25 protein-coding genes are annotated in these 24,728 nt (G+C 69.8%); 16 read left to right on the forward strand and 9 right to left on the reverse strand.

Going from position 1 to position 24,728, the window contains the following annotated elements; genetic code table 11:
* From PMI14_RS13025 to PMI14_RS13065, 9 genes are all read left to right on the forward strand, one after another.
* Positions 1-746, forward strand: a 746-nt coding sequence (locus tag PMI14_RS13025) for an aromatic amino acid lyase (protein ID WP_157405891.1), incomplete at its 5' end; no start/stop codon positions are given.
* 264 nt (positions 747-1,010) lie between these two features.
* On the forward strand, positions 1,011-2,639 hold the full coding sequence (locus tag PMI14_RS33540) for a diguanylate cyclase (RefSeq protein ID WP_007855025.1): 1,629 nt from the start codon (positions 1,011-1,013) through the stop codon (positions 2,637-2,639).
* Between the two features lie 208 nt (positions 2,640-2,847).
* Positions 2,848-3,276: an organic hydroperoxide resistance protein gene (locus PMI14_RS13035; RefSeq protein ID WP_007855027.1), complete on the forward strand. Its 429-nt coding sequence runs from the start codon at positions 2,848-2,850 to the stop codon at positions 3,274-3,276.
* Positions 3,277-3,326: 50 nt separating this feature from the next.
* On the forward strand, positions 3,327-4,655 hold the full coding sequence (locus tag PMI14_RS13040; RefSeq protein WP_007855028.1) for an ATP-binding protein: 1,329 nt from the start codon (positions 3,327-3,329) through the stop codon (positions 4,653-4,655).
* Entirely contained in the window at positions 4,652-5,404 is a 753-nt protein-coding gene (locus PMI14_RS13045; protein ID WP_007855029.1) for a response regulator, read from the forward strand. The genes PMI14_RS13040 and PMI14_RS13045 overlap by 4 nt, the downstream gene beginning before the upstream one ends.
* A gap of 395 nt (positions 5,405-5,799) precedes the next feature.
* On the forward strand, positions 5,800-6,831 hold the full coding sequence (locus PMI14_RS13050) for an alpha/beta fold hydrolase (RefSeq protein ID WP_035203641.1): 1,032 nt from the start codon (positions 5,800-5,802) through the stop codon (positions 6,829-6,831).
* A gap of 32 nt (positions 6,832-6,863) precedes the next feature.
* Positions 6,864-8,612, forward strand: a complete 1,749-nt coding sequence (locus tag PMI14_RS13055) for a cytochrome c biogenesis protein DipZ (protein ID WP_007855032.1) — start codon at positions 6,864-6,866, stop codon at positions 8,610-8,612.
* A 199-nt stretch (positions 8,613-8,811) separates the two neighbouring features.
* Entirely contained in the window at positions 8,812-9,795 is a 984-nt protein-coding gene (locus tag PMI14_RS13060) for a tripartite tricarboxylate transporter substrate binding protein (protein WP_007855033.1), read from the forward strand.
* 4 nt (positions 9,796-9,799) lie between these two features.
* Positions 9,800-10,795 carry a tripartite tricarboxylate transporter substrate binding protein gene (locus tag PMI14_RS13065; RefSeq protein ID WP_007855034.1) on the forward strand — a complete coding sequence of 332 codons (996 nt, stop codon included), beginning with the start codon at positions 9,800-9,802 and terminating at the stop codon, positions 10,793-10,795.
* A gap of 19 nt (positions 10,796-10,814) precedes the next feature.
* Here PMI14_RS13065 and PMI14_RS13070 read toward each other — a convergent pair whose 3' ends face one another.
* A complete protein-coding gene (locus PMI14_RS13070) occupies positions 10,815-11,927 on the reverse strand; it encodes an NADH:flavin oxidoreductase (RefSeq protein ID WP_007855035.1) in 1,113 nt (370 codons plus the stop codon).
* Positions 11,924-12,322: a RidA family protein gene (locus PMI14_RS13075; protein ID WP_007855036.1), complete on the reverse strand. Its 399-nt coding sequence runs from the start codon at positions 12,320-12,322 to the stop codon at positions 11,924-11,926. Before PMI14_RS13075 ends, PMI14_RS13070 begins: the two co-directional genes overlap by 4 nt.
* Positions 12,323-12,460: 138 nt before the next feature.
* On the opposite strand from PMI14_RS13075, the gene PMI14_RS13080 reads away from it, so the two are divergent.
* Entirely contained in the window at positions 12,461-13,360 is a 900-nt protein-coding gene (locus PMI14_RS13080; protein ID WP_035203644.1) for a LysR substrate-binding domain-containing protein, read from the forward strand.
* Positions 13,361-13,366: 6 nt separating this feature from the next.
* On the opposite strand, the gene PMI14_RS13085 is transcribed toward PMI14_RS13080, so the two are convergent.
* A complete protein-coding gene (locus PMI14_RS13085; RefSeq protein WP_007855038.1) occupies positions 13,367-14,296 on the reverse strand; it encodes a LysR family transcriptional regulator in 930 nt (309 codons plus the stop codon).
* A gap of 112 nt (positions 14,297-14,408) precedes the next feature.
* Here PMI14_RS13085 and PMI14_RS13090 point away from each other — a divergent pair, with 112 nt between their 5' ends.
* Genes PMI14_RS13090 through PMI14_RS13110 form a run of 5 tightly spaced genes read left to right on the forward strand, consistent with a single transcriptional unit; the run spans position 14,409 to position 17,996 of the window.
* On the forward strand, positions 14,409-15,245 hold the full coding sequence (locus PMI14_RS13090) for an intradiol ring-cleavage dioxygenase (RefSeq protein WP_007855039.1): 837 nt from the start codon (positions 14,409-14,411) through the stop codon (positions 15,243-15,245).
* Positions 15,246-15,250: 5 nt separating this feature from the next.
* Positions 15,251-15,550 (forward strand): YciI family protein, encoded by a 300-nt coding sequence (locus tag PMI14_RS13095; protein ID WP_007855040.1) that lies wholly within the window; start codon positions 15,251-15,253, stop codon positions 15,548-15,550.
* The gene (locus tag PMI14_RS13100) at positions 15,547-15,873 is read left to right on the forward strand and encodes a Dabb family protein (protein ID WP_007855041.1); all 327 of its coding nucleotides are present in this window, start codon (positions 15,547-15,549) and stop codon (positions 15,871-15,873) included. The genes PMI14_RS13095 and PMI14_RS13100 overlap by 4 nt, the downstream gene beginning before the upstream one ends.
* The gene (locus tag PMI14_RS13105) at positions 15,870-16,979 is read left to right on the forward strand and encodes a maleylacetate reductase (RefSeq protein ID WP_007855042.1); all 1,110 of its coding nucleotides are present in this window, start codon (positions 15,870-15,872) and stop codon (positions 16,977-16,979) included. Before PMI14_RS13100 ends, PMI14_RS13105 begins: the two co-directional genes overlap by 4 nt.
* A gap of 27 nt (positions 16,980-17,006) precedes the next feature.
* The gene (locus tag PMI14_RS13110) at positions 17,007-17,996 is read left to right on the forward strand and encodes a tripartite tricarboxylate transporter substrate binding protein (RefSeq protein ID WP_007855046.1); all 990 of its coding nucleotides are present in this window, start codon (positions 17,007-17,009) and stop codon (positions 17,994-17,996) included.
* Between the two features lie 6 nt (positions 17,997-18,002).
* On the opposite strand, the gene PMI14_RS13115 is transcribed toward PMI14_RS13110, so the two are convergent.
* From PMI14_RS13115 to PMI14_RS13125, 3 genes are read right to left on the reverse strand one after another with little or no spacing between them, the layout of a single operon-like run.
* Positions 18,003-20,219: a xanthine dehydrogenase family protein molybdopterin-binding subunit gene (locus PMI14_RS13115; protein WP_007855047.1), complete on the reverse strand. Its 2,217-nt coding sequence runs from the start codon at positions 20,217-20,219 to the stop codon at positions 18,003-18,005.
* Positions 20,216-21,217 carry a xanthine dehydrogenase family protein subunit M gene (locus PMI14_RS13120; protein WP_007855048.1) on the reverse strand — a complete coding sequence of 334 codons (1,002 nt, stop codon included), beginning with the start codon at positions 21,215-21,217 and terminating at the stop codon, positions 20,216-20,218. Before PMI14_RS13120 ends, PMI14_RS13115 begins: the two co-directional genes overlap by 4 nt.
* A gap of 2 nt (positions 21,218-21,219) precedes the next feature.
* Positions 21,220-21,861: a (2Fe-2S)-binding protein gene (locus PMI14_RS13125; RefSeq protein WP_007855050.1), complete on the reverse strand. Its 642-nt coding sequence runs from the start codon at positions 21,859-21,861 to the stop codon at positions 21,220-21,222.
* Positions 21,862-22,001: 140 nt separating this feature from the next.
* On the opposite strand from PMI14_RS13125, the gene PMI14_RS13130 reads away from it, so the two are divergent.
* A complete protein-coding gene (locus tag PMI14_RS13130) occupies positions 22,002-22,448 on the forward strand; it encodes a helix-turn-helix domain-containing protein (protein WP_007855052.1) in 447 nt (148 codons plus the stop codon).
* A gap of 9 nt (positions 22,449-22,457) precedes the next feature.
* On the opposite strand, the gene PMI14_RS13135 is transcribed toward PMI14_RS13130, so the two are convergent.
* From PMI14_RS13135 to PMI14_RS13145, 3 genes are all read right to left on the reverse strand, one after another.
* A complete protein-coding gene (locus PMI14_RS13135) occupies positions 22,458-22,949 on the reverse strand; it encodes an Rrf2 family transcriptional regulator (RefSeq protein WP_007855054.1) in 492 nt (163 codons plus the stop codon).
* A 34-nt stretch (positions 22,950-22,983) separates the two neighbouring features.
* The gene (locus PMI14_RS13140) at positions 22,984-23,649 is read right to left on the reverse strand and encodes an alternative oxidase (RefSeq protein ID WP_007855056.1); all 666 of its coding nucleotides are present in this window, start codon (positions 23,647-23,649) and stop codon (positions 22,984-22,986) included.
* Between the two features lie 148 nt (positions 23,650-23,797).
* A complete protein-coding gene (locus PMI14_RS13145) occupies positions 23,798-24,712 on the reverse strand; it encodes an O-acetylserine/cysteine exporter (RefSeq protein ID WP_007855057.1) in 915 nt (304 codons plus the stop codon).
* Positions 24,713-24,728: the final 16 nt, after the last annotated feature.

The following is a 24,728-nucleotide window of genomic DNA, read 5'->3' on the forward strand; positions in this document are numbered from 1 at the left end:
GAGCCTTGGACTTGCGGCATAAAACCAGTCCAAGTTTTTATCCGCACCCCCTTACTGCTTCAACTGGGTCAATATTCAGTGGAATTCAACAGGATGCACTGCCATTCCTTCGCCAGTTGATTGAAAACGAACTCAACAGCGCCAATGACAACCCTTTGATCGACCCGGAGGGCGAGCGGGTACTGCATGGTGGGCACTTCTATGGAGGACACATAGCGCTTGCCATGGATACCCTGAAAAATACGGTCGCCAACCTGGCGGACCTCATGGACCGGCAATTGGCGCTGCTGGTCGACCAGCGCTACAACCATGGGCTACCGTCCAATCTGTCGGGCTCCACCGGTCCTCGCGCTGCCATCAACCATGGCCTGAAGGCCCTTCAGATCAGCGTGTCGGCCTGGACCGCAGAGGCGTTGAAGCAAACCATGCCAGCGTCGGTCTTCTCGCGATCCACCGAATGCCACAACCAGGACAAGGTCAGCATGGGAACCATCGCCGCACGCGATGCCTTGCGGGTGCTGGAGCTGACCGAGCAGGTCGCTGCCGGCATGCTCATTGCGGCCCGGCAAGCGCTGGAACTGCGTCTGCGGATCAGCACGCTCCCACTGCCAGCCCCTCTCAGGGACTTCCTGGACGATCTCTCAGGGGCCATTCCACTGGTGGTCGAAGATCGGGCACTGGACAAGGAATTGCAGGAACTGATGCACGGCCTGCGCACGGGCAAGTGGGAGGTCTACAGCGCTTGAGCAGGGCACCGGCGCCAATCAGGTGAGCGCAGCTGTCAGGCAGGGGGCTGCCATGGGTTTCTCGCCGCGGATCGATGCGGGAGCGGGGGTTGCGACTGGCAATGGGCGGAACACGCCGAGGCCCTCATCTGCGGCCAACCGATATGGCGGGGCAGGCTTTCATGCGGCTATTTGCAACGGGAATGACCGAGGCCCGGTCTCTGTGCGATATTCACGGGACCTGTTCTAGAACCCGTCATCCCGCAGCACCAGGCGCCATAGACCATGGAACGCACAGACCAACTTCTGGCCGACCTGCAAGACTGCGAAGCAGCCAGTCTGGTGGGGGCGCACGACGCCGGGGCCGAGATCGCTGCGCGGGCCTTGCAAACCGCCAGGGAATGCGGGCTGCGGCCCGAAGCCGCGCTGGCGTCCGCTTGGCTGGCCGAGCACCAGCTGCGCCGGGGCGAGAGCGAAAAGGCGGCAGAGAGTGCCCACGCAGCCCTGGCGGAGGCCGACGCGCTCGAATTGCATGGGGTCGGTATCAAGCTGCGCAACACCCTGACCCGGGCCTGGTGCCAGCTCGGGCGGGCGGACGAGGCGCTGCCCGAGGCGATGTGGGCACTGGGGCGGGCACGCACCCTGGGAGCGCCCGGGCTGGTGTCGCGCAGCCTCTCCAGCCTGGCGGGCGTGGTGGAGTTGCTGGGCGACCCTGCGCATGCGATCACCCTCTTGCACAAGGCGGATGAAGAGGCCCGACGTGACGCTGACAAGGTGGCGCAGTTCGCCGCGGTCGTCAATCTCGCAGGCGCACTGTGCCGATCCGGGCGCCAGCTCGCCCATCTGCCGGGCCCGCTGGCTCCGACCGAAGCGCAGGCTGCGCATCTGCGCGAGGCCCTGGCCGTGGTGCAGAGGGCGAAGGTGCTCGCGCGCGGGCATGTACGCTGGAAAATGGTCTGCGCCGAGATCGAATGCCTGGCCCTGGAGGCCCTGGGGCGGCTTGCGGAGATGCGTGTCGCGGTCGATCGGCACCGCGCATTCGCCATCGAGGCGAAGGCCCCTGATGCCCGTGCAGAAAACGAACTGCTCAACGCGGACTGGCTGTTGGCCAGCGGGCGCGCGGCCGAGGCCTGCGAAGCGCTGGACCACCGGGTGGATGCGGCCGCGGCCCAGCGCAACGAAGGATGCCGCCGGTGGTGGTGGAGATCCCGGTACCGTGCCTTCAAGGCCGCTGGCTCCGATGCGCAGGCCCTGGCGGCACTGGAGTCCATGATGGTGCAGGTGCGCCGCGACCGGGAGCTCAGCCTGAATGCCCAGGCGCGCGTGCTGTTGGGCGAGGTGAGGATGGAAATCGCCCAGCAGGAACTTGCGCAGTTGCGGCTCGAAGCGGAAGAACTGCGCGAGCGCGCCGACGTGGCGACGCAGAAATCCCTGCTGGACCCGCTCACCGGACTGGCCAACCGCCGGGCACTGGATGCCCGCCTGATGGCCGTGCTCCCGATGGGGCATGGCCAGGCGGAGGGCTTTTCGCTGGCCCTGATCGACATCGACCACTTCAAGCAGGTCAACGATGGCTGGGGCCACGACGTCGGGGACGCCGTGCTGCGCGAGACCGCCAAGTTGCTGACCGGCGGCGTGCGAGGGGGCGACTTCGTGGCGCGCATTGGCGGCGAGGAGTTTGTCATTCTGCTGTGGGGACAGGCATTGGGTGATGCCTCCCTGGTGTGTGAACGGCTCAGGCAGCAGGTGCAGGCACATGACTGGTCCCGATTCGTGCCCGGGCGTGGGGTGACCGTCAGCATGGGGCTGACCTGTGCCCAGCCCCTGGACGATGCGGCCCAGCTTCTGCGGCGTGCGGACCAATGGATGTACGCGGCCAAGCGCGAAGGGCGCAATCGGCTGCAGGGAGGGTGAGGTGGGTGGCAGCCCCGTGGCCCGCATGCCCTGGCATGGCGGACCTGCAACTGCCGCACCACCTGCGCGCGCGGCAGGGAGTTTTGTATGGTTTTGTACGCAGCCATGGGCCGGCTACATTGGGTCAAGAAACCGCTGGGGCAAAGCGCCTTCCGGTTCAACAATCCGGCCGTCATTTCGACAAGCACACTCCCCCAAGGACCCCACCATGACTGCTGCAGCAAGCACCCAAGACAACGTTCTCTACACAGGCCGCACCCACACCATCGGCGGTCGCACCGGCGCCTCGCGCAGTGACGATGGCCGGCTGGACATCGCCCTCACGCGCTTCGGCACCGTGGGCACCGGCACCAACCCCGAGCAGCTGTTCGCTGCCGGCTGGTCGGCCTGCTTCATGGGCGCCATGGCCCGCGCCGCGCAGACCGTGGGTGTGCGGCTGCCGGACGACCTGGCGGTGGATGCCGAAGTGGACCTGGTGCAGGGGCCGGACGGCTTTGCGCTGGCGGCACGCCTGAAGGTCAGCGTGCCCGGCGTCGACCGTGACAAGGCCCTGGCCATCGTCGAAGGCGCGCACCAGCTGTGCCCCTATTCCAAGGCGACCCGCGGCAACATCGCGGTCGATCTGTCCGTCGCCTGAACGGCCTGCCTGCGTCCCGCCATGCCCTGGTCCATTTGCTAAGGAAGCCTGTGCCTTCATTCCTGCGGCGGCTCTGGCCGTCCACCCTGCTGGCACGCACCACGCTCCTCGTGGTGCTGGGCATGGCGCTCGCGCAGCTGCTGACCTATGTGGCCATCCGCTACGAGCGGGGCCAGACGCTCATGAACCTGATGGTCAGCGGTGTCGAGCGCGATATCGCCAGCTCGGTGGCCATCCTGGACCGGCTGCCCGCCAGCGAGCGGGAGGACTGGCTCCAGCGCCTGGAGCGGCCCAACTACACCTTCTCCCTGCAAGGTGCCGTGGACACCGCGCCCCCGGCATCGCCGGCCCTGTCGCGCTTCGTCGAAGTCGTGGCCACGGCACTGCGCCCGTTCCCGGTGCTGGCCGTGGGCCAGATCGAGAACATGCCGGAGACGGTGCGCATGCAGGTGCGCCTCGGTGATGGATCCTCGCTCTATGTGCTCGCGCGCCGGGTTCCGATGCCGGTCTCGGACTGGGTCACCTGGCTGCTGCTCGCCCAGTTGGTGGTGCTGGCGGCCTGTGCGTGGGTGGGCATGCGCCTGGTCACGCGGCCGCTGAAGCGGCTGGCGGCCGCGGCGGACCAGCTGGGCCCCGACCTGCAGCCCTCGCTCGTGGCGGAAAGCGGGCCGGCCGAGGTGGCGCAGGCCGCACGCGCCTTCAATGCCATGCAGCGGCGCATCGCCGGTTACCTCAACGAGCGCATGCAGATCCTCGCGGCGATATCGCACGACCTGCAGACACCCATCACCCGCATGCGCCTGCGTGTCGACCTCCTGGAGGGCATGCCCGAAGCCGACAAGTTCCGCCATGACCTCGATGCCATGCGCACGCTGGTCCAGGAGGGCGTGGGCTATGCCAAGACCCTTCAGGGCTCGCAGGAGCAGTTGCGCCGCCTGGACCTGGATGCCCTGGTGCGCAGCATCGCCAACGACTACGCCGACACGGGCAGCCCGGTCACCATGGCGGGCGAGGTCACCGTGCCCGTCACCACGCGACCCCATGCCTTGCGCCGCATCCTCACCAACCTGGTCGACAATGCGCTGAAATATGGCGAGCGTGCAGAAATGCGCGTGCGGCTGGAGCAGGACCACCTGTACATCGACGTCTGCGATGCCGGGCCGGGCATTCCCGAAGCGCAGCTGCTGGCAGTGCTGCAGCCCTTCTACCGCGTCGAGGGCTCGCGCAACCGCGAGACCGGCGGCTCCGGCCTGGGCCTGGCCATCGCGCACCAGCTGGCCCTGTCGCTCGCCGGAGAGCTCAGCCTGCACAACCGCCCCGAGGGCGGCCTGTGCGCGCGCCTGAAACTACCCGCCCATACCCCGACTGCATCCCCATGATGAGCACCACCGTTGCCCCCAGCGACCACATCCTCGTGGTCGACGACGACCGCGAGATCCGCGACCTGGTCAGCGCCTACCTGCAGAAAAATGGCTACCGCGTCACCACCGTGCCCACGGGGCGGCACATGCACCAGACCCTGGAGACGGCCGGCCCCTTCGAACTCATCATCCTGGACCTGATGCTGCCCGGCGAAGACGGCCTGACGCTGTGCCGCGACCTGCGCGCCGGCAAGTTCAAGGCCGTGCCCATCATCATGCTCACCGCCCGTGGCGACGAGGCCGACCGCGTGCTCGGGCTCGAGATGGGCGCCGACGACTACCTGGCCAAGCCCTTTGCCGCGCGCGAGCTGCTGGCGCGCATCAAGTCCGTGCTGCGGCGCACGCGCATGTTGCCACCCAACATGCGCAGCACCGAGGAGGCGCGCTACCTGGCCTTCGGCGACTGGCGGCTGGACACCGTGGAACGTGCCCTGCTGGACAAGGAGGGCACCATGGTGCCCCTGAGCGGGGCCGAGTACCGGCTGCTGCGCGTGCTCGTGGACCACCCGCAAAAGGTGCTGACGCGCGACCAGATCCTGTCCATCACCCAGGGGCGCGAGGCGGAGCTGTTCGAGCGCTCCATCGACCTCATGATCAGCCGCCTGCGCAAATGCCTGGGCGATGACGCGCGCGAGCCGCGCTACATCAAGACCGTGCGCAGCGAGGGCTATGTCTTCGCCGCCCAGGTCGAGGCGCTGGAAGGGTAGGGGCGGGTCATGCGCAGATGGCTGTTTTCGCTGCTGTTCCTGTTCGGTGGCTTGGCCTCGGAGCTCGCCCAGCCCGCGGGCCGGCCCTGTGCCGTGCCGTCCGCCAATGCCTCGCCGCCACCGCGGCGGCGTGGCGCCCTCCCGCCGCCCTAGTTTTCCGGTTTGTCTTCCCCGCATCGCACCACCGCCACCTTCAGGGTGGCGGTGGCGTTTTGGGAGCCCGTTTCTTTGCCGGCGGCGGCTTTGTATGGCTGTGTATCCGGCGTCGGTTTCGCTACACCACCATGCACTTGCAGGGGGTGCATGACACATGCCACATACACCGCGGCGGTGTACTGGAGCCAGCCGCCGACACGGTGTCGGCGCCCTTCACAACCCGCTGGAAAGAACCCACCATGGACACCACCCACACTCCCTTCGCCCGCCGCCGCAGCTTTCTTGGAAGCACGGCCCTCGGCCTGGCCATCGCCCCCCTCGGCAGCCTGCTCAGTGCCCCGTCGCTCGCCGCGGCGGGCAGCGGCGAGGCGACCCGCTTCGATGGGCTCAAGACCGTCGATGCCGGCGACCTGCGCGTCGAATATGCCGAAGCCGGGCCGGCCAACGGCCCCGTCGCCCTCCTGCTGCACGGCTGGCCCTATGACATCCATGCCTTCGTCGATGTCGCGCCGCGCCTGGCGGCTGCCGGCTACCGCGTGATCGTGCCCTACCTGCGCGGCTACGGTGGCACCCGCTTCCTGTCCGCAGACGCCGTGCGCAATGGCCAGCAGGGTGCTGTGGCCCAGGACATCATTGCGCTGATGGACGCGCTCGGAATCCGCCAGGCCGTACTGGGCGCGTTCGACTGGGGTGCGCGCACGGCCTGCATCCTGGCCGCCATCTGGCCCGAGCGCGTCGCCGGCCTGGTCTCCGTGAGCGGCTACCTGATCGGCAACCCCAAGGCCAATGCCAAGCCGCTGCCGCCGGCCGCCGAGTTCGCCTGGTGGTACCAGTCCTACTTTGCGACCGACCGCGGCCGCGATGGCTACGCCGCCAACCCGGCCGCGTTCAACCGCTTCATCTGGCAGCAGGCATCACCGCAGTGGCAATTCGATGAGGCAACCTACCAGCGCAGTGCCCAGTCCTTCGAGAACCCGGACCATGTGGCCATCGTGGTCCACAACTACCGCTGGCGCATCGGCCTGGTGGGCGGCGAGTCGCGCTTCGATGCGCTGGAGGACAAGCTGGTGGCAGCGCCCAGCATCGGCGTGCCCTCCATCACGATGGAAGGCGACGCCAATGGCGCACCCCATCCGGCCCCGGCCGCCTATGCGAAGAAGTTCACGGGCAGGTACCAGCACCGCCACCTGAGCGGCGGCATTGGCCACAACCTGCCGCAGGAAGCGCCCGCCGCCTTCGCGCAGGCGGTGATCGACGTTACCCGGCTCTGACCCCCGCCACCAAGCCGTCTGGAGCTGCTGCCATGACCCTCTATATCCTCGCGTTCGCCGGCGGGATGCTGACCCTGCTCAGCCCCTGCATCCTGCCGGTCCTGCCCTTCGTCTTCGCGCGCCATGACCGGCCCGCTGCGCAGGGCCACCTGCCCTTGCTCGCCGGCATGGTCGTCGCCTTCGCGTCCGTGGCCTCGCTGGGTGCGGTGGCGGGTGCCTGGGCGGTGCACCTGAACCAGGCCGGGCGCTGGATCGCGCTGGCCTCGCTGGCCTGGTTCGCGGTTTCTCTGCTGTTGCCCGGGGTGGCGGGCTGGTGGAGCCGCCCGCTGGTCCGGGCGGGTGAGCGCCTGCTGCGCGTCAAGACCCGAAGCACCTGGCTGGGCTCCGCGCTGCTGGGCGTCGCCACCGGCCTGGTCTGGTCGCCGTGTGCGGGGCCGGTGCTGGGCCTGGTGCTCTCCAGCGCCGCCCTGGCCGGCCCGGATGTGCACACCTGGCTGCTGCTGTTGTCCTACGGCGCGGGTGGCGCCGTCGCCCTCGCGGCCGCGCTGCGGATGGGCGCCCGGCCCCTGGCGGCCCTGAAGGCGCGCTGGTTGCCTGGCGTCGCCGGCCGCCGCCTCGCGGGCGGCGTGATGCTGGCCGCGGTGCTCGCGGTCGCCCTGGGCGTGGACACTGGCGTGCTGGCCCGGCTCACCGGCCCCGGGGCTGCAGGTGGGTTCGAAGCCCGCCTGCTGCAGCGCGTGATGCCGGGGGCCGAGGCGGCAGAGCTGCCACTGGAACGCAGTGGCGCGCCGCGCCCCTCCAGCCTGCCCATCGAATCCACGCGGGCCAGCCTCGATGGCGGCACCCGGTGGCTCAATGCCGCGCCGCAGTCCATTGCCGCGCTGCGCGGCAAGGTCGTGCTGGTGAACTTCTGGACCTACTCCTGCGTCAACTGCCTGCGCACGCTGCCCTACGTCAAGGCCTGGGCGCACAAGTATGCGGACCGCGGTTTGGTGGTGGTGGGCGTGCACACCCCGGAGTTCGCGTTCGAGAAGGACCCCGGCAACGTCCAGCGGGCTTTGCGCGATCTCGGTATCCCCTACCCCGTGGTGCAGGACAACGACTTTCGCATCTGGCGCAGCTTCAACAACCGCTACTGGCCGGCGCTGTACTTCGTCGATGCGCAAGGCCGGGTGCGGCACCACCAGTTCGGCGAAGGCGGCTACGCGGCCTCCGAGCGCGTGATCGAGGAGCTGCTGCGCGAGGCCGGTGCCTCCTCCCTCGCCAGCACCGGCGCCGTGTCACCGGATGCCAGGCCGGACACCCGGGGCCTGGGCATGGCTGCCGATGCGGACACGCTGCGCAGCCCCGAGACCTACCTGGGGTATGAAAAGGGGAGCCGTCCGCGCGTGGCCGGCAGCGTCGTGGCCGACCAGCCGGCGCACTACACCGCTGCACCGCTGCAGACCAACACCTGGTCGCTCGCCGGCAATTGGACGTTGGGCCCCGAGTTCGTGCAGGCCCAGCAGCCGGGCGGCCGCCTGGCGGTGCGCTTCGAGGCCCGCGACGCCAACCTCGTGCTGGGCGCTGCCACCGGGCAGCCCGTGCGCTTTCGGGTGACGCTGGACGGCCAGCCCCCCGGCATCCACCATGGCACGGACGTGGACGCCGAAGGCAACGGGGTGGCGGACGCGACGCGGCTCTACCAACTGATCCGCCAGGGCGGCGCGGTGAAGCCCCGCACCGTGGAGATCCAGTTCCTGGATGCGGGCGCGCGCAGCTATGCCTTCACCTTTGGCTGAACGGCCCTGCGGCGACCTGTTCAGTGTTTGCGCCATGCCCGCCAACGGACCCCGGTGCGGGGCCTCGCCGGTATTGAAGACAGACCTATCTGCTAGGCGCCATCTGGCGTAGCGGGCCGGGCACCGGCCGTTCAGAATGGAGCGGTACCGTCGCGGCCCGCGACAGGACAGGACGACAACGACAACGCCAGGAGACTTCATGCGCTTTACCTTTCCCCCCGCACGCCGATCGGTGCTGGCCCTGCTCGCCGTGCTGGCACTGCCAAGCGCCTGGGCCCAGGCGCCGGCCTACCCCGACAGGCCCATCAAGCTGGTGGTGGGCTACCCGGCGGGCGGTGCGGTCGACATCATCGCGCGCACGGTGGGCCAGGCCATGGCCACCAGCATGGGCCAGCCCATCGTCGTCGAGAACAAGCCCGGCGCCGGCACCAACATCGCGGTGAAGTCGGTGATCGGTGCTGCGCCCGATGGCTACACGCTGATGCTCGCCGCCAACGCGCTGGCGGCCAACATGGCGCTGTACCAGCCCGCGCCTTTCGACGCCGAGAAGGACCTGGTGCTGATCTCGCAGGTGGGCCGGGTGCCCGTGGTCATTGCCGCCAACCCCGCGGTGCCGTACAACACCGTGGCCCAGCTCATCGCGGCGGCCAAGGCCCGGCCTGGTGGCATCTCGTTCGCCAGCCCGGGCAACGGCGCCACGCCGCACATGGCCGTGGAGCTGTTCGCCAAGGCGGCCGGCATTTCCTTGCAGCACGTACCCTACCGCGGCGGCGGCCCGGCCATCACCGACACCATCGGTGGCCAGGTGCCGCTGGTGGCGGTCAACGCGCTGGAGGCCCTGCCGCACGTGAAGAGCGGCAAGCTCAAGGTGCTGGCCGCGCTGAGCGCCAACCGCACCAGCATCTTCCCGGACGTGCCGACCATCGCCGAATCCGGCTATCCCGGCTTCGAGGCCTCGGTCTGGTACGGCCTGGTCGCGCCCGCGGGCACGCCCAAGCCCATCACCGACAGGCTGCATGCCGAAGTGCAGAAGGCCCTCGATCAGCCCGAGGTCAAGGCGCGCATGACCGGCGTGGGCGGCGAGGTCACGCCCGGCAGCAGCGCCCAGTTTGCCGCGCTGGTGCGCTCCGAACGCCAGCGCTACGAAAAACTGGTCAAGGAAACCGGCATCAAGCCGGATTGATCCCATGGCGGCCCTCTGGCCTCGGCGCCGATTCCTGCCCCTGCTCGGCCTGCCCTTGTTTGCCGGGGCGCGGCCGGCGCAGGCAGCGGCCGATTTCCCATCGCGGCCCGTGCGCATCATCGTGCCCTTCACGCCCGGGGGCTCCAGCGACATCCTGGCGCGGGCCGTGGGGCTGGAACTGGGGCAGTCGCTGGGCCAGCCGGTCATCGTCGAGAACGTGCCCGGCGCGGGTGGAACCCTGGGCTCCGAGCGGGCCCTGCGTTCGCCACCCGACGGCCACACCCTCTTCATGGGCCACACCGGCACGCTGGCGGTCAACCCCTGGCTGTACCCGCAGCTCGGCTTCGATCCGCTCAAGGCGTTCGCGCCCGTGGCGCTGGTAGCCCGGGTGCCCAACCTGCTGGTGCTCCACCCCTCGGTGCCAGCCAGCAACCTGACCGAGCTGGTGGCGTACTCGCAATCGCACCCTGAGCGGCTGGTCTATGGCTCCGGCGGCAATGGCAGTGCTGCGCACCTGGCGATGGAGTTGCTCAAGCTGCAGACGGGCCTGAAGGCCCTGCACGTGCCCTACAAGGGCACGGCACCCTCGGTGAACGACCTGCTCGCGGGCCAGGTGCAACTGCTGTTCACCGGCGTGCCGGCGCTGCTGCCGCACATCAAGGCCGGCAAGATCCGGCCCCTGGTGGTGTCGGGCCGCCAGCGCTTGGTACAGCTGCCCGAGGTTCCCACGGTCGGGCAGTCCGGTGTGCCAGGCGCACAGGGCTTCGAGGCCGACCAGTGGTACGGCATGGTCGCTCCCGCGCGCACGCCGGCCGATGTGGTGCAGCGGCTCAACGCGCGCACCAACGACGCCCTGAGGGCGCCGGCCGTGGCCCAGCGCCTGGGCAGCGAAGGGGCCGAGCCGACACCGACCACGGCCCAGGCGTTCGGTGCCCTGATCACGAGGGAAAAGGCCCGCTGGGAATCGGTGGTCAAGGCCGCCGGGGTGAAGGCCGAATAGGGCCGCGCAGCCTATCAGATCACCCGGTTGCGCCTGCGGTCTCGAACTCCACCGCCTTGAGGTCGCCCAGCGGTGACAGCAGGGCCGGATCGAACGCGCGCGGCGCCAGGCCATCGCGCAGGCGCTGCGGCCAGTCGGGGTTGGCCAGCGCGCCGCGGCCCAGGGCCACGAGGTCGGCACCATCGCCCAGCGCGTTCGCCGCGCGTGCGGGGTCGTGCAGGCCGCCGTTGGCGATGAGGGCGATGCTGGGGGCATGGCGGCGCGCCAGCTGCACCAGGCTGGCATCGGCATCGGCATCGGCGAAGGCCGGCCGCCAGGCCTCGAACTCGGTGACGTGCAGGCAGTCCGCGCCCGACTGTGCCAGGGCGCTGAACACGGTGGCCGCGCCGCCCTCGGCCTCGGGCCAGCGGTGGGTGAAGTCGTTGACCTTGCCCTGCGAAATGCGCACCCCGATCGGCACTGCGTTGCCCAGCTCCTGCCTCACACCCTGCACCACCTCGCAGGCCAGCCGCACGCGCTGGCCGATGGGGCCGCCCCAGGTATCGCCGCGGATGTTGGTGTGGCCCGTGAGGAACTGGTCGAGCAGGTAGCCATTGGCGCCATGGACCTCCACGCCGTCGAAGCCGGCCACCTCCACGGCCAGCCGTGCCGCCCGGCGAAAGCCGGCGATGGCCTCGCCGATCTCGGCCTCGCTCATCGCCACGGGCAGCGGGTAGAGGCCTTCGCCGCGGTACAGCGCCATCTGCTGCCCCAGCGGGCGCACGGCCGAAGGCCCTGCCGTGTGACCGCGAAAGCGGTTGAACTGCGACAGCGCGCCCGCATGCATGAGCTGCGCGAACACGCGCCCGCCTGCCGCGTGGATGGCCTGCACCACGGGGCGCCAGGCCAGGGCCTGGGCCCGGTCGCTCAGGCCCGGCTGGTGGGCATAGCCCTGGGCGTAGGCCTGGTCGGTGTAGATGCCCTCGGTGACCACCAGGCCGAAGCCACCCTCTGCAAAGCGCGCGTAGTAGCGTGCCATGCGCTCAGTGGCCTGGCCTTCGGCCGTGGCGCTCACGCGCGTCATGGGCGCGACGACCAGCCGGTTGGGCAGGGCGAGGCCGCCGATGCGGGTGGGCGACAGCAGGGGCCTCATTCGCGCACCCCGGGGATGGTGGCGATGGCCTCGATCTCGATCATCGCGTCGGGCGAGTACAGGCCCGAGACCTCGACGATGGTGTCGGCCGGGTAGGGCGCGCTGAACCATTGGTGGCGCAGCTCCACGATCTTCGGGAAGTGCGCCATGGAGGTCAGGAAGATCGTGACCTTGGCCACGTGGCGCAGGTCCGAGCCGGCGGCCCGCAGCACGCGGTCGAGGTTCTTGAAGGCCTGTTCGGCCTGGGCATCGAAGTCGCCCTTGCCGACGATGGCGCCATCGTCGCCGATGGCCGCCTGGCCCGAGACGAAGACCAGGTTGCCCAGCGCAATGGCCTGGGACAGCAGGAAGGGGGCATAGGGATCGGGCTGGGTATGGACTTGCGTGAGAGGCATGGTGGCTCCTTGATGGATGAAAAGGGTTGGGTCATGTGACGCGCGAAGGCAATGACGTGCCGCCAGTTTCTCCAAATGAATGGCACCCGACAAAGGTCGATTTTTCAGGCGACAGATGAATAGAACTACACTGTCGCGATGCGCAGACTTCCCCCCTTGGGTGCCATGCGGGTGTTCGAGGCCGCCGCGCGGCGGCTGAGCTTCAAGGACGCGGCCGACGAGCTGCATGTCACCCCCACGGCCGTGAGCCACCAGATCAGGCTGCTGGAGGAGCACCTGGCCGTGCGCCTGTTCGAGCGCGGCACGCGCCAGGTGGCGCTGACGGCGGCGGGGCACCAGCTGTTTCCCGTGCTGCGCGATGGGCTGGACAGCTTCGAGCGCGCGGTCGAGCGCGTGCGCCGCACGCAGGGCCAGGCGCAGGCGGCCACGCTGTCATCGACCGTGGCCTTCATGGCCAAAGTGCTGGCGCCCCGGGTCGGCTCGTTCAGCGCACAGCACCCGGGCTGGAGCCTGCGCCTGGATGCCAGCCACCGCGTGGTGGACCTCGATACCGAGGCCGATGCCGCCATCCGCTACGGCAGCGGGCGCTATGCCGGCCTGGTGGTGGAGCCGCTGTTCCAGGACCGCTTTGCCCCCGTGTGCACACCGGCCCTGGCGGTGGCTGCGCGGCGCGATCTGGGCGCCGTGCCGCTGATCCACTTCGAGTGGGGCCAGGCGCCACGCGACGAGTCCCTGGCGCCGGTGTGGCGAACCTGGCTGGCGCGCGCCGGCCTGGGCGGCGACGCGCCCCCGGATGCCGGGCTCTCCTTCACCGAAGAGATGCATGCCGTGCAGGCCACCGTGGCGGGCCAGGGTGTGGGCCTGCTCAGCCTGACGCTGGTAGCCGACGAGCTGCGCTCGGGCGTGCTGGTGCAGCCCTTCGAGCTCGCGGTGGACAGCTACCGCTACGACCTGGTCTACAGCCCGCGCGCGGCCGACCGGCCGGCCACGCGCGTGCTGCGCGAGTGGGTGCACGGCCAGTTCGGCAACCGGGCGTGACAGGTCTTAGCGCAGCCCCATGTAGCTGGTCCACTTGCGCTCGTAGCCGTTCTTCTCGAACTCGTCGGCCATGAAGTCGATGAAGGAGCGCACCTTGGCCGAGAGGTGCTTGCGGCTCGGGTAGGCGATGTTGATCTGGATGCGCGGCAGGTCCCAGTCGTTGAGCACGGGCACCAGCCGCCCGGCCACGATGTCGTCGTAGACGATGTAGCTCGGCTGCACCAGGATGCCCAGGCCGCTGAGCGCCGCGGCGCGCAGCACCTGGCCGTCGTTCGATTCGAGCAGGCCCTGGATCGGCACCACGCAGCTGTCCGCGCCGCGGGCCAGCCGCAGCTCGTGCGCGTGGTTGGCGTACACGTAGATCAAAAAGTCGTGCGCGGCCAGTTCATCCGGCGACTTCGGCATGCCGCGCGATGCCAGGTAGGCCGGCGATGCGCACAGCACCCGGCGCGTGGAGGCCAGCTTGCGGATGGTGATGCTGCTGTCGGGCTCGAACTCGCGGTTGCGGATCGCCACGTCGATGCCGTTCTCGATCATGTCCAGGTAGCGGTTGGCGGCCTCGATGTGCACGCGCACCTGCGGGTACTGGCGGTGGTACTGCGCCAGGCGCGGCGCGATCAGCTGCATCGAGAACGACAGCGAGGCGCTGACGCGCAGCACGCCCGAGGGCTTGAGCGTGCTGGAGTTGATGGCCGTCTCCGCGTCCTGCAGCTCGGCCAGCACGGTGCGCGCGCGCTCGTAGAACTCCTGGCCCTCGCTCGTCAGGTACAGGCGCCGGGTGTTGCGCTCCACCAGCCGCGCCTTGAGCCGGCCTTCGAGCGACGCCAGGTGGCGGCTGGCGGCGGGGTTGGACAGCCCCAGCGCCTCGGCCGCGCCGCCCATGCTGCCCACCTCGGCGACCTTGATGAACAACTCCAGCTCGGTAAGGCGGTCCATATTTTCATTTAACGGAAATCTTCATTCCATTTTGACCTGTTTATGTTCTTTTGTGGAAATCATAAAGTTCGCATCCAGACCCCACGAACACGGCAAGGCGGAGACAACAACCATGCGCAACCTCGACCAGGACAACATCACCCAGGCGGTCATCGCCAGCTTTGCCGGCACGGCCGACCCCCGCCTCAAGCAGGTGCTCATCAGCCTGGTGCAGCACCTGCATGCCTTCGCCCGCGAGGTGGAATTGACCGAGGACGAGTGGTTCAAGGGCATCGAATTCCTCACCCGCTGCGGCCAAATCACCGACGACAAGCGCCAGGAATTCATCCTGCTGTCGGACGTGCTGGGCCTGTCCATGCTCACCGTGGCCATGAACAACCACAAGCCCGAGGGCTGCACCGAGGCCACGGTGTTCGGCCCCTTCTACGTGAAGGACGCGCCCACCTACGAGCTGGGCGCCGACATTGCCAACGGTGCCAAGGGCACGCCCTGCCAGGTGCGCGGCACGGTGCGCGGCACAGAGAGCGAAGCCATCCCGGGCGCCACACTCGATGTCTGGCAGTCCGACGACGACGGCCTGTACGACGTGCAGCACGAGGCGCTGGAACAGGCGCAGGCGCGCGGGCAGCTGCGTGCCGACGCCGAGGGCCGCTACCACTTCCGCTCCATCGTCGCCGTGCCCTACGCCATTCCGCACGACGGCCCGGTGGGCGCCATGCTGCAGGCCACGGGCCGCCACCCCTGGCGCCCGGCGCACCTGCATTTCATGGTGAAGGCGCCGGGCTACGAGACGCTGATCACCCATGTCTTCCGGCAGGACAGCGACTACCTCGACTCCGACGCGGTGTTCGGCGTGCGCCAGTCGCTGGTCTGCGACTGGACGCAGCAGCCCGATGGCAGCTACCTGCTCGCCTACGACTTCGTGCTCAACCCGGCGAAGGCGGGGTGAGGCCCATGCTGTTCAGCTTTCTCCTGCTCGACCGGCCGGATGCCGGCGACCTGCGCCAAGCTGTGCGCCCGCAGCACAAGGCCTACCTGGGTTTGGTGCAGCAGCGCATCGCGTTCGCCGGGCCCCTGGTGCACGACGACGGCAGCACCATGCTCGGCAGCCTGCTGGTCATCGACTTCGAATCCCGTGAAGCGGCGCTCGCCTGGCTGGCGAACGAGCCATTCACCCAGGCGGGCCTGTACGCCGGCACCACCGTCCACGCCTTCATCAACCTCTGGCCTCAGAAGACGGGGTTCCCTGCATGAGCACCTACCCGCAAACCATCCGCCACATCGTGATGTGGAACGTGCAGGGCGACACCCCTGCCGAGCGGCAACGCAACATCGAGCGCCTGTGCACCAGCTTCGACAGCCTCAAGGGCCGCATCCCCGGGATGCGGCACCTGGAGATCGGCGTGGACGTGAGCCGTACCTCGTACGCCTGCGACGTGGTGCTCTACAGCGAGTTCGATTCGCCCGAGGCCCTGGCCGCCTATGCCGAGCACCCCGAGCACCTGCGCGTACGGGCGGAGCTGGGCGCGATGCGCACCGCGCGCTACCAGGTGGACTACCCGGTCACCCCGGCATGAATCCGCCGCTGGAGAAGAACCCCATGCACGACTTCATCCACCGCCACCAGTCCCCGCGCACCGTGTTCGGCGCCGGGTCGCTGGCCCACCTCGAACGCGAGATCGACCTGCTGGGCGCGCGGCGCGCCCTCGTGCTGTGCACGCCCGGCCAGGTGGGCCAGGCGCAGCAGGTGGCCGACCGCCTGGGTGCGCGCGCGGCCGGCGTCTTCGCCCGGGCCGAGATGCACGTGCCCATCGAGGCTGCGCGTGCCGCACGCGACGAGGCACGCCGGCTGGGGGCGGACTGCGCGGTCGCCATTGGCGGCGGCTCCACCATCGGCCTGGGCAAGGCCATCGCGCTCGACGCGGGCCTGCCCATCCTGGCCATACCGACGACCTATGCGGGCAGCGAGATGACGCCGATCTACGGCATCACCGAAGCCGGCCTCAAGACCACGGGCCGCGACGCCCGCGTGATGCCACGCACGGTGATCTACGACCCCGAGCTCACGCTGTCGCTGCCCGTGCCGCCGAGCATCACCAGCGGCATCAATGCCATCGCGCATGCGGTGGAGGGCCTGTATGCACAGGACGGCAACCCCGTCATGGACCTGATGGCCGAGGAGGGCATCCGCGCCCTGGCCCAGGCACTGCCGGCCCTGCACCGGGACGGCGGCGACGTGCAGGCACGCGGCGATGCCCTGTACGGCGCCTGGCTCTGCGGCAGCGTGCTGGGCAACGTCAGTGTGGCCCTGCACCACAAGCTGTGCCACACGCTGGGCGGCAGCTTCAAGCTGCCGCATGCCGAGACCCACACCGTGGTGCTGCCCCATGCACTGGCCTTCAACCTCCGCCATGTGCCGGCTGCCGCCAGGCGCATCGCCCGCGCCCTGGGCGGCGTGGAACCGGGCGATGTGGCCGGTGCGCTGTTCGACCTGGCGCATGCCGCGGGCGCGCCCGTGGCCCTGCGCGACCTGGGCCTGCGCGAGGCCGACCTGGACACCGTCTGCGACCTGGCCCTGACCCAGCAGTACCCCAACCCCCGCCCGCTGGAGAAGGGGGCCGTGCGCCACCTGCTGCAGATGGCATACGAGGGGCGGCGGCCCGAACCCATGCCATTGCCGTAACGAACCACCATTCCACAGGAGACAAGCATGACAACGAGAACCACCCAGCCATCCCCCCGCCGCCGCCTCATGGGCCTGGCGCTGCTCGCGCTGGCGCCCTGCCTGGCCGCACCGGCCCTGGCGCAAGACAAGTACCCGAGCCGCACCATCAAGGTGATCGTGCCCTTCCCGGCCGGCACGGCGCCCGACGTGATGGCCCGCTTCTGGGCCGAGCGGCTGGCCAAGGTCGTGGGCCAGGGCGTCATCGTCGACAACAGGCCGGGCGCCAGCACCATCGTGGGCACGCAGCAGTTCGCCGCAGCGCCGGCCGACGGCTACACCTTCCTCTATACCGCCAGCGGCACGATCTCGATCAACCCCTACGTCTACAAGAAGCTGCCCTACCAGGTGGGCGACCTGGTGCCGGTGATCCAGACCCTGTCGATCCCGCTGGTGATCACGGTGGCCAACAGCTCGCCGTTCAAGACCCTGCCGGACCTGATCAAGGAGGCGAAGGACAAGCCGGGCAAGGTGAGCTATGCCTCCTACGGCGTGGCGACCGCGCCGCACGTGTCCATGGCGCATTTCGCCAACAGCGCCAACGTCTCGATGAACCATGTGCCCTACAAGGACGGCGGGCTCAACGACATCGTGGGCGGCACGGTGGACACGGCCTTCAGCCCGATTGCCGACGTGCTGCAGTTCATCCGCACGGGCCGGGTGCGGGCGCTGGCCGTGTCGAGCCGCCAGCGCCTCGAATCGCTGCCCCAGGTGCCCACTGTGGCGGAGACCTTTCCGGGCTTCGAGGGCGATTCCTGGCACGGCATCTTCGCCCTGAAGGGCACGCCGCAGGCCGCCATCGACCTGGTGGCGGCCGCGTCGCAGAAGATCGTGGCGTCGGACGAGTACAGGAAGTACCTGGGCAGCATGGGCCTGGTGCCCATCGGCGGCACGCCCGAGGCCTTTGCCAGCGTGCTGCAGGTGGACGGCAAGCGCTGGGTCAACGTCATCAAGGGCAACAACATCACCCTGGACTGAGACCGGTCAGAGTAGGTGCTCCAGCCGGATCGGCAGGTCGCGCAGGCGCTTGCCCGTGGCATGGAAGATGGCGTTGGCGATCGCCGGTGCCACGCCCGTCATGACCACCTCGCCCAGGCCCTTCACGCCCAGGTGGTTGATGCGCGGGTCGGGCTCGTCGATGAAGTCGGCTTCGATGCTGCCGATATCGAGGTTCACCGGCAGCACGTACTCGGCCAGGTTGGCGTTGAGAAAGCCGCCGTAGCGCGGGTCCACCTCGCTGACCTCGCGCAGCGCGGCGCCGATGCCCCAGACCACGCCACCCTGCACCTGGCTGCGCGCAGTGCGCGGGCTGGCCACGCGGCCGCAGTCGGCCACGCTCACCACGCGCGGCACGCGCACCCGGCGCGTGTGGGGCTCGATGCGCACCTCCACGAAATGCGCGATGTAGCTGAAGGCCGCGAACTCCGGGTAGTGCGGGCCGGCCGCCGAAGGCAGGCCCTGGGCCAGCCGCGCATAGATCTGCTCGGGCTGGCCCGGAGCGCGGTGGCGGCTTTCCACCTCGATGAAGGGTGTGCGCGCGGCCTTCAGGATCTGCGCCGGCGTGCGGGCGCGCCGCGAGGGGTTGAGCGCCGCCAGCTCTGCCATGGCCTGCTCGGCCGCCTGGAGCGCTGCCGGCAGGGCCGTGGCCGTGCCCCAGGAGCCGGCGGTCAGGTGCTGGGGCACGCTGCGCGTGTCGCCCAGCACCACGCTGACCTGGCGCACAGGCACCTGCATCACGCCGGCCACCGTGTTGGCCACGGCCGTGCGGATGCCCTGGCCCATCTCGTGCCCGCCGATGTCGATGCGCACCCGGCCGTCGTCCGATACGCGCAGCCGCGCGACGGCCGGCGCCGTGGCCGCCTTGTAGGCCCCGGCGGCCACGCCCCAGCCGATCAGCGTGCCATCGGCCGCCTGCATGGAGCCGGGTGCCGGGCTGCGGCGTGCCCAGCCAAAGCGATCGGCACCGCGCGTGAGGCACTGCGCCAGGTGGCGCGAGGAGAAGGGTTTGCCCGACTGCGGGTCGACCTGCGTGTCGTTGGCCAGGCGCAGCGCCACGGGGTCCTGGCCCAGCGCATGGGCCAGTTCGTCCATGGCGCTTTCGAGCGCGAAGCAGGTGAAGTGCTCCCACGGCCCGCGCATGAAGCCCGGCGTGTGGGTGTCGGTGCGCACCAGGCTCTCGCGCCCGCGAAAATTTGCACAGGCATACATGCTGGCCGAGATCTCGGTGCACGACGAAGGGAACAAATCGTGCTGCGAAGTCTGCTGCTGCACCTCGTGCGTGATGGCCTGCAGCCGGCCTGCGGCATCGGCCCCGAGCTGCAGCCGGTGCGTGCTGGCGGGCCGAAAGCCCGAGGCATTGAACACCTGCCCGCGCGTCACCCCCAGTTTGACCGGGCGGCCCAGCCGGCGCGCCGCCAGCGCCACCAGCACCGTGTGGCCCTGCAGCGAATTCTTCTGGCCGAAGCCGCCGCCGACCGAAGGTGAGACCACGCGTACCTGCTCGGGCGCCACGGCCAACTGCCGCGCCAGGCCGTGGCGCAGCGCACCGCTGTTCTGCGTGGATTCGTAGACCGTGAGCGCATCGCCCTGCCAGTGCGCCACCGTGCCCAGCAGCTCGATGGGGTTGGCATGCTGGGCGGGGCCGCGGTACTGCGCCTCGATGCGCACGGGGGCTGCGGCATAAGCCGCATCCGCGTCGCCGCGCAGCTTGTCGGCAAAGGCCGGCTTGGGCAGCGGCAGGTCGGCCTGTGGGAGGGCTCGGTTGCCGGGTGCGGCGAAATCCACGGTGAACGGCGCTTCGTCGTATGTGGCGCGCACCTGCGCGGCGGCCTCGGTGGCCGCCTCCAGCGTATCGGCCACCACGATGGCGATGGGCTGGCCGCTGTAGGCTATGGCCGTGCCGGCCAGCGGCTGCAGGCTCTGCACGCCATAGCCCCCGCCCAGGATGAAGCCGGCCGAGGCCAGGCCCTGCACGTCCTCGTGCGTGAGGATGAGGCGCACGCCGGGCACGGCCTGGGCCGCGCTGCGGTCGATGGAGCGCACGGTGCCGCGGCCGATGCGCGCCACCGCGAGCATGGCGTAGGCCATGCCGGGCAGGTTCTGGTCCGTGCCGTAGCGCGTGGCGCCGCGCACCTTGTCATAGGCATCCACGCGCGCGGTGTCGGGGAATTCCCTGGGGGTCTGTGTTGTCGTCGTGGTCATGCCGTGCCTGCCCGTTCCCTGGCGATGAAGAGTGCGTCGGCCACCGTCTGGCGGCCGAGCTCGATGCGAAAGCCGCTGTGCTGCCCGGCCCGCGCATCCGCGAAGGCGATGGAGCCGGCGCGCAGCGCGCTCTCGCGCGTGAGCGGCTGGCCGAGCAGCGAATCTTCGGCCTGGCGCGCGCGCCAGGGCCGGGTGGCCACGCCGCCCAGCGCAATGCGTGCGGCGCGCACGACGCCGCCCTCGATCTGCAGCGCCACGGCGGCCGATGCCAGTGCGAAGGCATAGGACTCGCGGTCGCGGACCTTGTGGTACGTGGAGGCGCGACCCAGTGGCGAGGCCGGCACGCGGATGCGCGTGACCAGCTCGTCGGGGGCCAGCGTGGTCTCGATGTGCGGCGTGCTGCCCGGCTCGCGGTGCAGCGCCTCGATGGGAATGCTGCGCATGCCGCGCGGGCTGATGGTGTCCACCACGGCGTCGAAGGCCGTGAGCGCAATCGCCCAGTCGCCGGGGTAGACGGCATTGCAGGCGTCGCTGGCGCCCAGCAGGGCCTGGCCGCGGTCGGCGCCGTCGATGGCGGCGCAGCCGCTGCCGGGCTGGCGCTTGTTGCAGGGGTAGGCCTCGCCGCCGCGAAAGTACGCGCAGCGCGTGCGCTGCAGCAGGTTGCCGCTCACGCTGGCCATGTTGCGCAGCTGCTGCGAGGCGGCCTTCCACAGCGATTCGGCCAGCGCCGGGTAGAGCACCATGACGCGCGGATCGGCGGCCACCCGGGCCATGGGCGCGAGCGCGCCGAAGCGCAGCTCGGCGCCCGTGGTGTGGATGGCCGAGAGCTCGCGCACACCGGTGATGTCGATCACGGCGGGCGGCGCCATCACGTCCAGCTTCATCAGGTCGTACAGCGTGGTGCCGCCGGCCAGGAAGCGCGTGCCCTCGGGGGCTGCGGCCATGGCGCGCACGGCATCGGCCGCCGTGGCGGCGCGGGAGTAGGCGAAGGGGCGCATGCTCAGAACCTCCGCACCAGGGGGGCCGCCTGCTGGATGGCGCCCACGATGCCCACATAGGCGCCGCAGCGGCACAGGTTGCCGCTCATGTACTCGCGGATCTGCTCGGGCGTCTTGGCGTGCCCTTCGCGCACGCAGGCGATGGCCGCCATGATCTGGCCCGGCGTGCAGTAGCCGCACTGCAGCGCATCGTGGTCGATGAAGGCCTGCTGCATGGGGTGCAGTGCGCCGCCGGGGCCCTCGATGCCCTCGATGGTGGTCACCGCGCGCCGGTCGGCCTGCGCCGCCAGGGTGAGGCACGAGGCCACACGCTGGCCATCGAGGTGCACCGTGCAGGCGCCGCACTGGCCGTGGTCGCAGCCCTTCTTGGCGCCCGTGAGGGCCAGGTGCTCGCGCAGCGTGTCGAGCAGCGAGGTGCGCGCATCGACCACCAGGGTGACCGGCTGGCCGTTGACCTGCAGGCGGATAGGCAGCTCGTAGGCCGGGGCCGAGGCGGGCAGGGCCGGCGCGGCGGTGGCATCGGGGGCGATGCCGGCGGCCAGCGCGGCCGCCGCGCTGCCGACCACCATGTCGCGGCGGTTGAGTTCAATGCCGGCCAGGCATGGGGATGGGGTGCCTGCGGCGTCTGGGAAAGGGGGCTTCATCGTCGTCTCCTGCGGTGGAGCGGCCAGCCCAACAGCATGTATGGCCATTGGCTTTTCGCGGTGGGCCGGATCGTATGATCGGCCCGAGCCCATGGGAAGTAGGCACTTGAAAGTGCCTCACTTACCGCGCGGAAACCGCCATGACCCTGCCTGACACCAACTACGCCCACCGCCATCCACTGCACAAGCACCCGCCGGGCCCTACCGACCCGGAGCTCGACCGGCTGGTGCGCGAGATCATCGGCCGCGTGGCCGACAAATGGACCATGCTGGCGCTGGAGGTGCTGGCCGAGCACGGGCGCCTGCGCTTCACCCGCGTGGGCGAACTGGTGGGCGAGATCAGCCAGAAGATGCTGACCAAGACCCTGCGCCAGATGGAGGCCGATGGCCTGGTGGTGCGCACCGTGTTCGCCGTGGTGCCGCCGCGCGTGGAGTACGAACTGACCGAGCGCGGCCAGAGCCTGGGCGCGGCCTTCTGCGGCGTGTGGCTGTGGGCCGAGGAGCACCGCCAGGGCATCCTCGAATCGCGCCAGGCTTTCGAGGACGGCAGCAGCGCTGCAGCGGGTGGGAGCGAGCCTGCTTCCTGACGGCCGGGCTCAGTTCGGCCGTTGGCCCGTGCGGCTGTTGTCGCTGCCGGGCAGCGTGTTCCAGGTGATGGGTTGCCACAGTGCCAGCTGCGCCAGCGCGGGGCTGGTGTTGACCAGGTCGGCGATCGAGTAGCGGTCGAGCTCGCGCAGGAAGACCTCGGTGGCCTGCCGCAGGGCCACCTCCAGGCCGCAGCCGCCGGTCAGCACGCAGTGGTTGTCCTCACCCAGGCACTCGACCAGCGCGAAGTCTGCCTCCAGCCGGCGCACGACCTCGCCGAGCGAGAGCCGGCGCGGGTCGGCCGCCAGGCGCATGCCGCCATTGCGGCCGCGCACCGTGTCCACCCAGCCGGTCTTGCCCAGCGCCTGGGTCACCTTCATCAGGTGGGCCTGCGAGATGCCGAAGGCCTCGGTGATGTCGGCGATGGTCACCAGCGCATCGGTGCGGGAGGCCAGCACCAGCAGCACGCGCAGGGAGTAGTCGGTGAAAACGGTCAGGCGCATGGGACAGGGCGTGGAAGCATTGCGCCCGATTGTCTCAGTTGGCGTGTGGCTGGACTGCCGCGGTGCGGCCCAGCACATCGGCAAAGCCGTGGTTCACGTCGCGGTGGCCGGCTTCGTCGGCGCGCACGGCCAGCACCACGTCGCGCAGGCGGGCATCGGCGGGCAGCTTCCAGTAGGCGATGGCGATGTCGGGGGCGGGCACGTTCTCGACCCGGCCTTCATCGATTTCGGCCAGGTACAGCGTGTAGCTGACCACGGCCTGCTCCTCGAAATAGCCCACCAGGCGGTGCGCCGTGCGCGACGAGACCAGGTACAGCGCGAAGAAGCAGACGAAGAACACGGCCTGCGTGAGCAAAATCACCGCGCGCTCGAACCAGCTGGGCCGGGCGATCTCGATGAAGGTCATGAGGTGCATGCGCTCGTTCTCGGCCTCGTCGAGCAGGGTGCGGATCCAGCCCTCGTCGTCCACCATCCAGCGCAGGCAGCGCAGGTGCACGAGCATGCCGCCCACCATTCCGGGCACGGCGGCCACCGTCTCCAGCACGATGGCGCGGTTGCCATAGCGCTTGGCGAAGAAGGTGTCGGCAAAGAAGCGCAGCGCCAGGGTGATGGCCAGGGCCACGCGGTCGGACAGGCCGTGGGCAGGGTGGTGGGCATCGAGGCTGCGGGCGAAATCGGGGGTATGGGTATCGGTGGTCATGATGGCATTCCAGTGGTGGCGCTGGGATCGAAGGCCAGGTACCTGGATGGCTTGCTGTCTACCGCGCCGCGTAAACATGTATTTAATGTATATATTTAAGTCAATGCTGTCAATGCAGCGGCGCCGCCCGGCCAGGGCGGCTCCCGCGTCAGCCTTTGGACTGCAGCCGCAGCCGTGCGAGCAGGGGCGCGCCGAACAGGTTCACGAACAGGCCCACCATGAGCAGGGCGCCCCCCGCGAAGTGCACCGGCTGCAAGGTCTCGCCGAAGGCGATCCAGCCCGTGGTCAGCCCCACCAGGGGCACCAGCAGCGTGAACGGCGCAACACGGTTCACGGGGTAGCGCGCGAGCAGGTAGGTCCACACCCCGTAGCCGAACAGCGTGGCGGCCCAGGCCAGGTAGGCCACCGAGGCGAACGAGGCCCAGCTGAAGCCCTGCAGTGCCTCCGATATGGCCTGGGGTCCCTCGATCAGGCCCGACAGCGCCAGCAGCGGCAGCGGCGGCACCAGGCTGGCCCAGACCACGAAGGCCAACTGGTTCATCGGCCCGTAGCGGCCCACGGCGCGGCTCACGAGGTTGCCGCAGGCCCACATGGCGGCAGCCGCCACGGTGAGCAGAAAGCCCAGCAGCGGCATGGAGGCGCCATGCGCGCTGCCGATCAGCACCAGCCCGCCGGCGGCCAGCAGCAGCCCCGCGAGCTGGTTGCCCTGCCAGCGCTCGCGCAGCCACAGCACGGTGAGCACCAGCGTGAAGAAGGACTGCGACTGCAGCACCAGCGAAGCCAGGCCCGAAGGCATGCCCACATGGATGGCGCTGAACAGAAAGGCGAACTGCCCCACCGACATGGTCAACCCGAAGACCAGGTACAGCCGCAGCGGCACCTTGGGCGCCTTGAAGAACAGCAGCGCGGGAAAGGCCGCGAGCATGAAACGCAGCGCCCCCAGCAGCAGCGGCGGCACGCCGGCCAGCCCGACCTTGATGACGGCGAAGTTGACGCCCCAGACCAGGATGACGAGCAGCGCCAGCCCCAGGTCGCGCGGGCGCAGGGAAGCAGTTGGGGTCATGGGGCAACCCCTGGGG

The organism is Acidovorax sp. CF316, assembly GCF_000276605.1.
GTDB lineage: Bacteria > Pseudomonadota > Gammaproteobacteria > Burkholderiales > Burkholderiaceae_C > Acidovorax.

What these genes read in the sequence shown, in the direction of transcription:
- PMI14_RS33540 (WP_007855025.1), top strand. Translation starts at nt 1,011, where the DNA reads ATGGAACGCACAGACCAACTTCTGGCCGACCTGCAAGACTGCGAAGCA.
- PMI14_RS13035 (WP_007855027.1), top strand. Translation starts at nt 2,848, where the DNA reads ATGACTGCTGCAGCAAGCACCCAAGACAACGTTCTCTACACAGGCCGC.
- PMI14_RS13045 (WP_007855029.1), top strand. Translation starts at nt 4,652, where the DNA reads ATGATGAGCACCACCGTTGCCCCCAGCGACCACATCCTCGTGGTCGAC.
- PMI14_RS13050 (WP_035203641.1), top strand. Translation starts at nt 5,800, where the DNA reads ATGGACACCACCCACACTCCCTTCGCCCGCCGCCGCAGCTTTCTTGGA.
- PMI14_RS13055 (WP_007855032.1), top strand. Translation starts at nt 6,864, where the DNA reads ATGACCCTCTATATCCTCGCGTTCGCCGGCGGGATGCTGACCCTGCTC.
- PMI14_RS13060 (WP_007855033.1), top strand. Translation starts at nt 8,812, where the DNA reads ATGCGCTTTACCTTTCCCCCCGCACGCCGATCGGTGCTGGCCCTGCTC.
- PMI14_RS13065 (WP_007855034.1), top strand. Translation starts at nt 9,800, where the DNA reads ATGGCGGCCCTCTGGCCTCGGCGCCGATTCCTGCCCCTGCTCGGCCTG.
- PMI14_RS13070 (WP_007855035.1), bottom strand. Translation starts at nt 11,927, where the DNA reads ATGAGGCCCCTGCTGTCGCCCACCCGCATCGGCGGCCTCGCCCTGCCC.
- PMI14_RS13075 (WP_007855036.1), bottom strand. Translation starts at nt 12,322, where the DNA reads ATGCCTCTCACGCAAGTCCATACCCAGCCCGATCCCTATGCCCCCTTC.
- PMI14_RS13080 (WP_035203644.1), top strand. Translation starts at nt 12,461, where the DNA reads ATGCGCAGACTTCCCCCCTTGGGTGCCATGCGGGTGTTCGAGGCCGCC.
- PMI14_RS13085 (WP_007855038.1), bottom strand. Translation starts at nt 14,296, where the DNA reads ATGGACCGCCTTACCGAGCTGGAGTTGTTCATCAAGGTCGCCGAGGTG.
- PMI14_RS13090 (WP_007855039.1), top strand. Translation starts at nt 14,409, where the DNA reads ATGCGCAACCTCGACCAGGACAACATCACCCAGGCGGTCATCGCCAGC.
- PMI14_RS13095 (WP_007855040.1), top strand. Translation starts at nt 15,251, where the DNA reads ATGCTGTTCAGCTTTCTCCTGCTCGACCGGCCGGATGCCGGCGACCTG.
- PMI14_RS13100 (WP_007855041.1), top strand. Translation starts at nt 15,547, where the DNA reads ATGAGCACCTACCCGCAAACCATCCGCCACATCGTGATGTGGAACGTG.
- PMI14_RS13105 (WP_007855042.1), top strand. Translation starts at nt 15,870, where the DNA reads ATGAATCCGCCGCTGGAGAAGAACCCCATGCACGACTTCATCCACCGC.
- PMI14_RS13110 (WP_007855046.1), top strand. Translation starts at nt 17,007, where the DNA reads ATGACAACGAGAACCACCCAGCCATCCCCCCGCCGCCGCCTCATGGGC.
- PMI14_RS13115 (WP_007855047.1), bottom strand. Translation starts at nt 20,219, where the DNA reads ATGACCACGACGACAACACAGACCCCCAGGGAATTCCCCGACACCGCG.
- PMI14_RS13120 (WP_007855048.1), bottom strand. Translation starts at nt 21,217, where the DNA reads ATGCGCCCCTTCGCCTACTCCCGCGCCGCCACGGCGGCCGATGCCGTG.
- PMI14_RS13125 (WP_007855050.1), bottom strand. Translation starts at nt 21,861, where the DNA reads ATGAAGCCCCCTTTCCCAGACGCCGCAGGCACCCCATCCCCATGCCTG.
- PMI14_RS13130 (WP_007855052.1), top strand. Translation starts at nt 22,002, where the DNA reads ATGACCCTGCCTGACACCAACTACGCCCACCGCCATCCACTGCACAAG.
- PMI14_RS13135 (WP_007855054.1), bottom strand. Translation starts at nt 22,949, where the DNA reads ATGCGCCTGACCGTTTTCACCGACTACTCCCTGCGCGTGCTGCTGGTG.
- PMI14_RS13140 (WP_007855056.1), bottom strand. Translation starts at nt 23,649, where the DNA reads ATGACCACCGATACCCATACCCCCGATTTCGCCCGCAGCCTCGATGCC.
- PMI14_RS13145 (WP_007855057.1), bottom strand. Translation starts at nt 24,712, where the DNA reads ATGACCCCAACTGCTTCCCTGCGCCCGCGCGACCTGGGGCTGGCGCTG.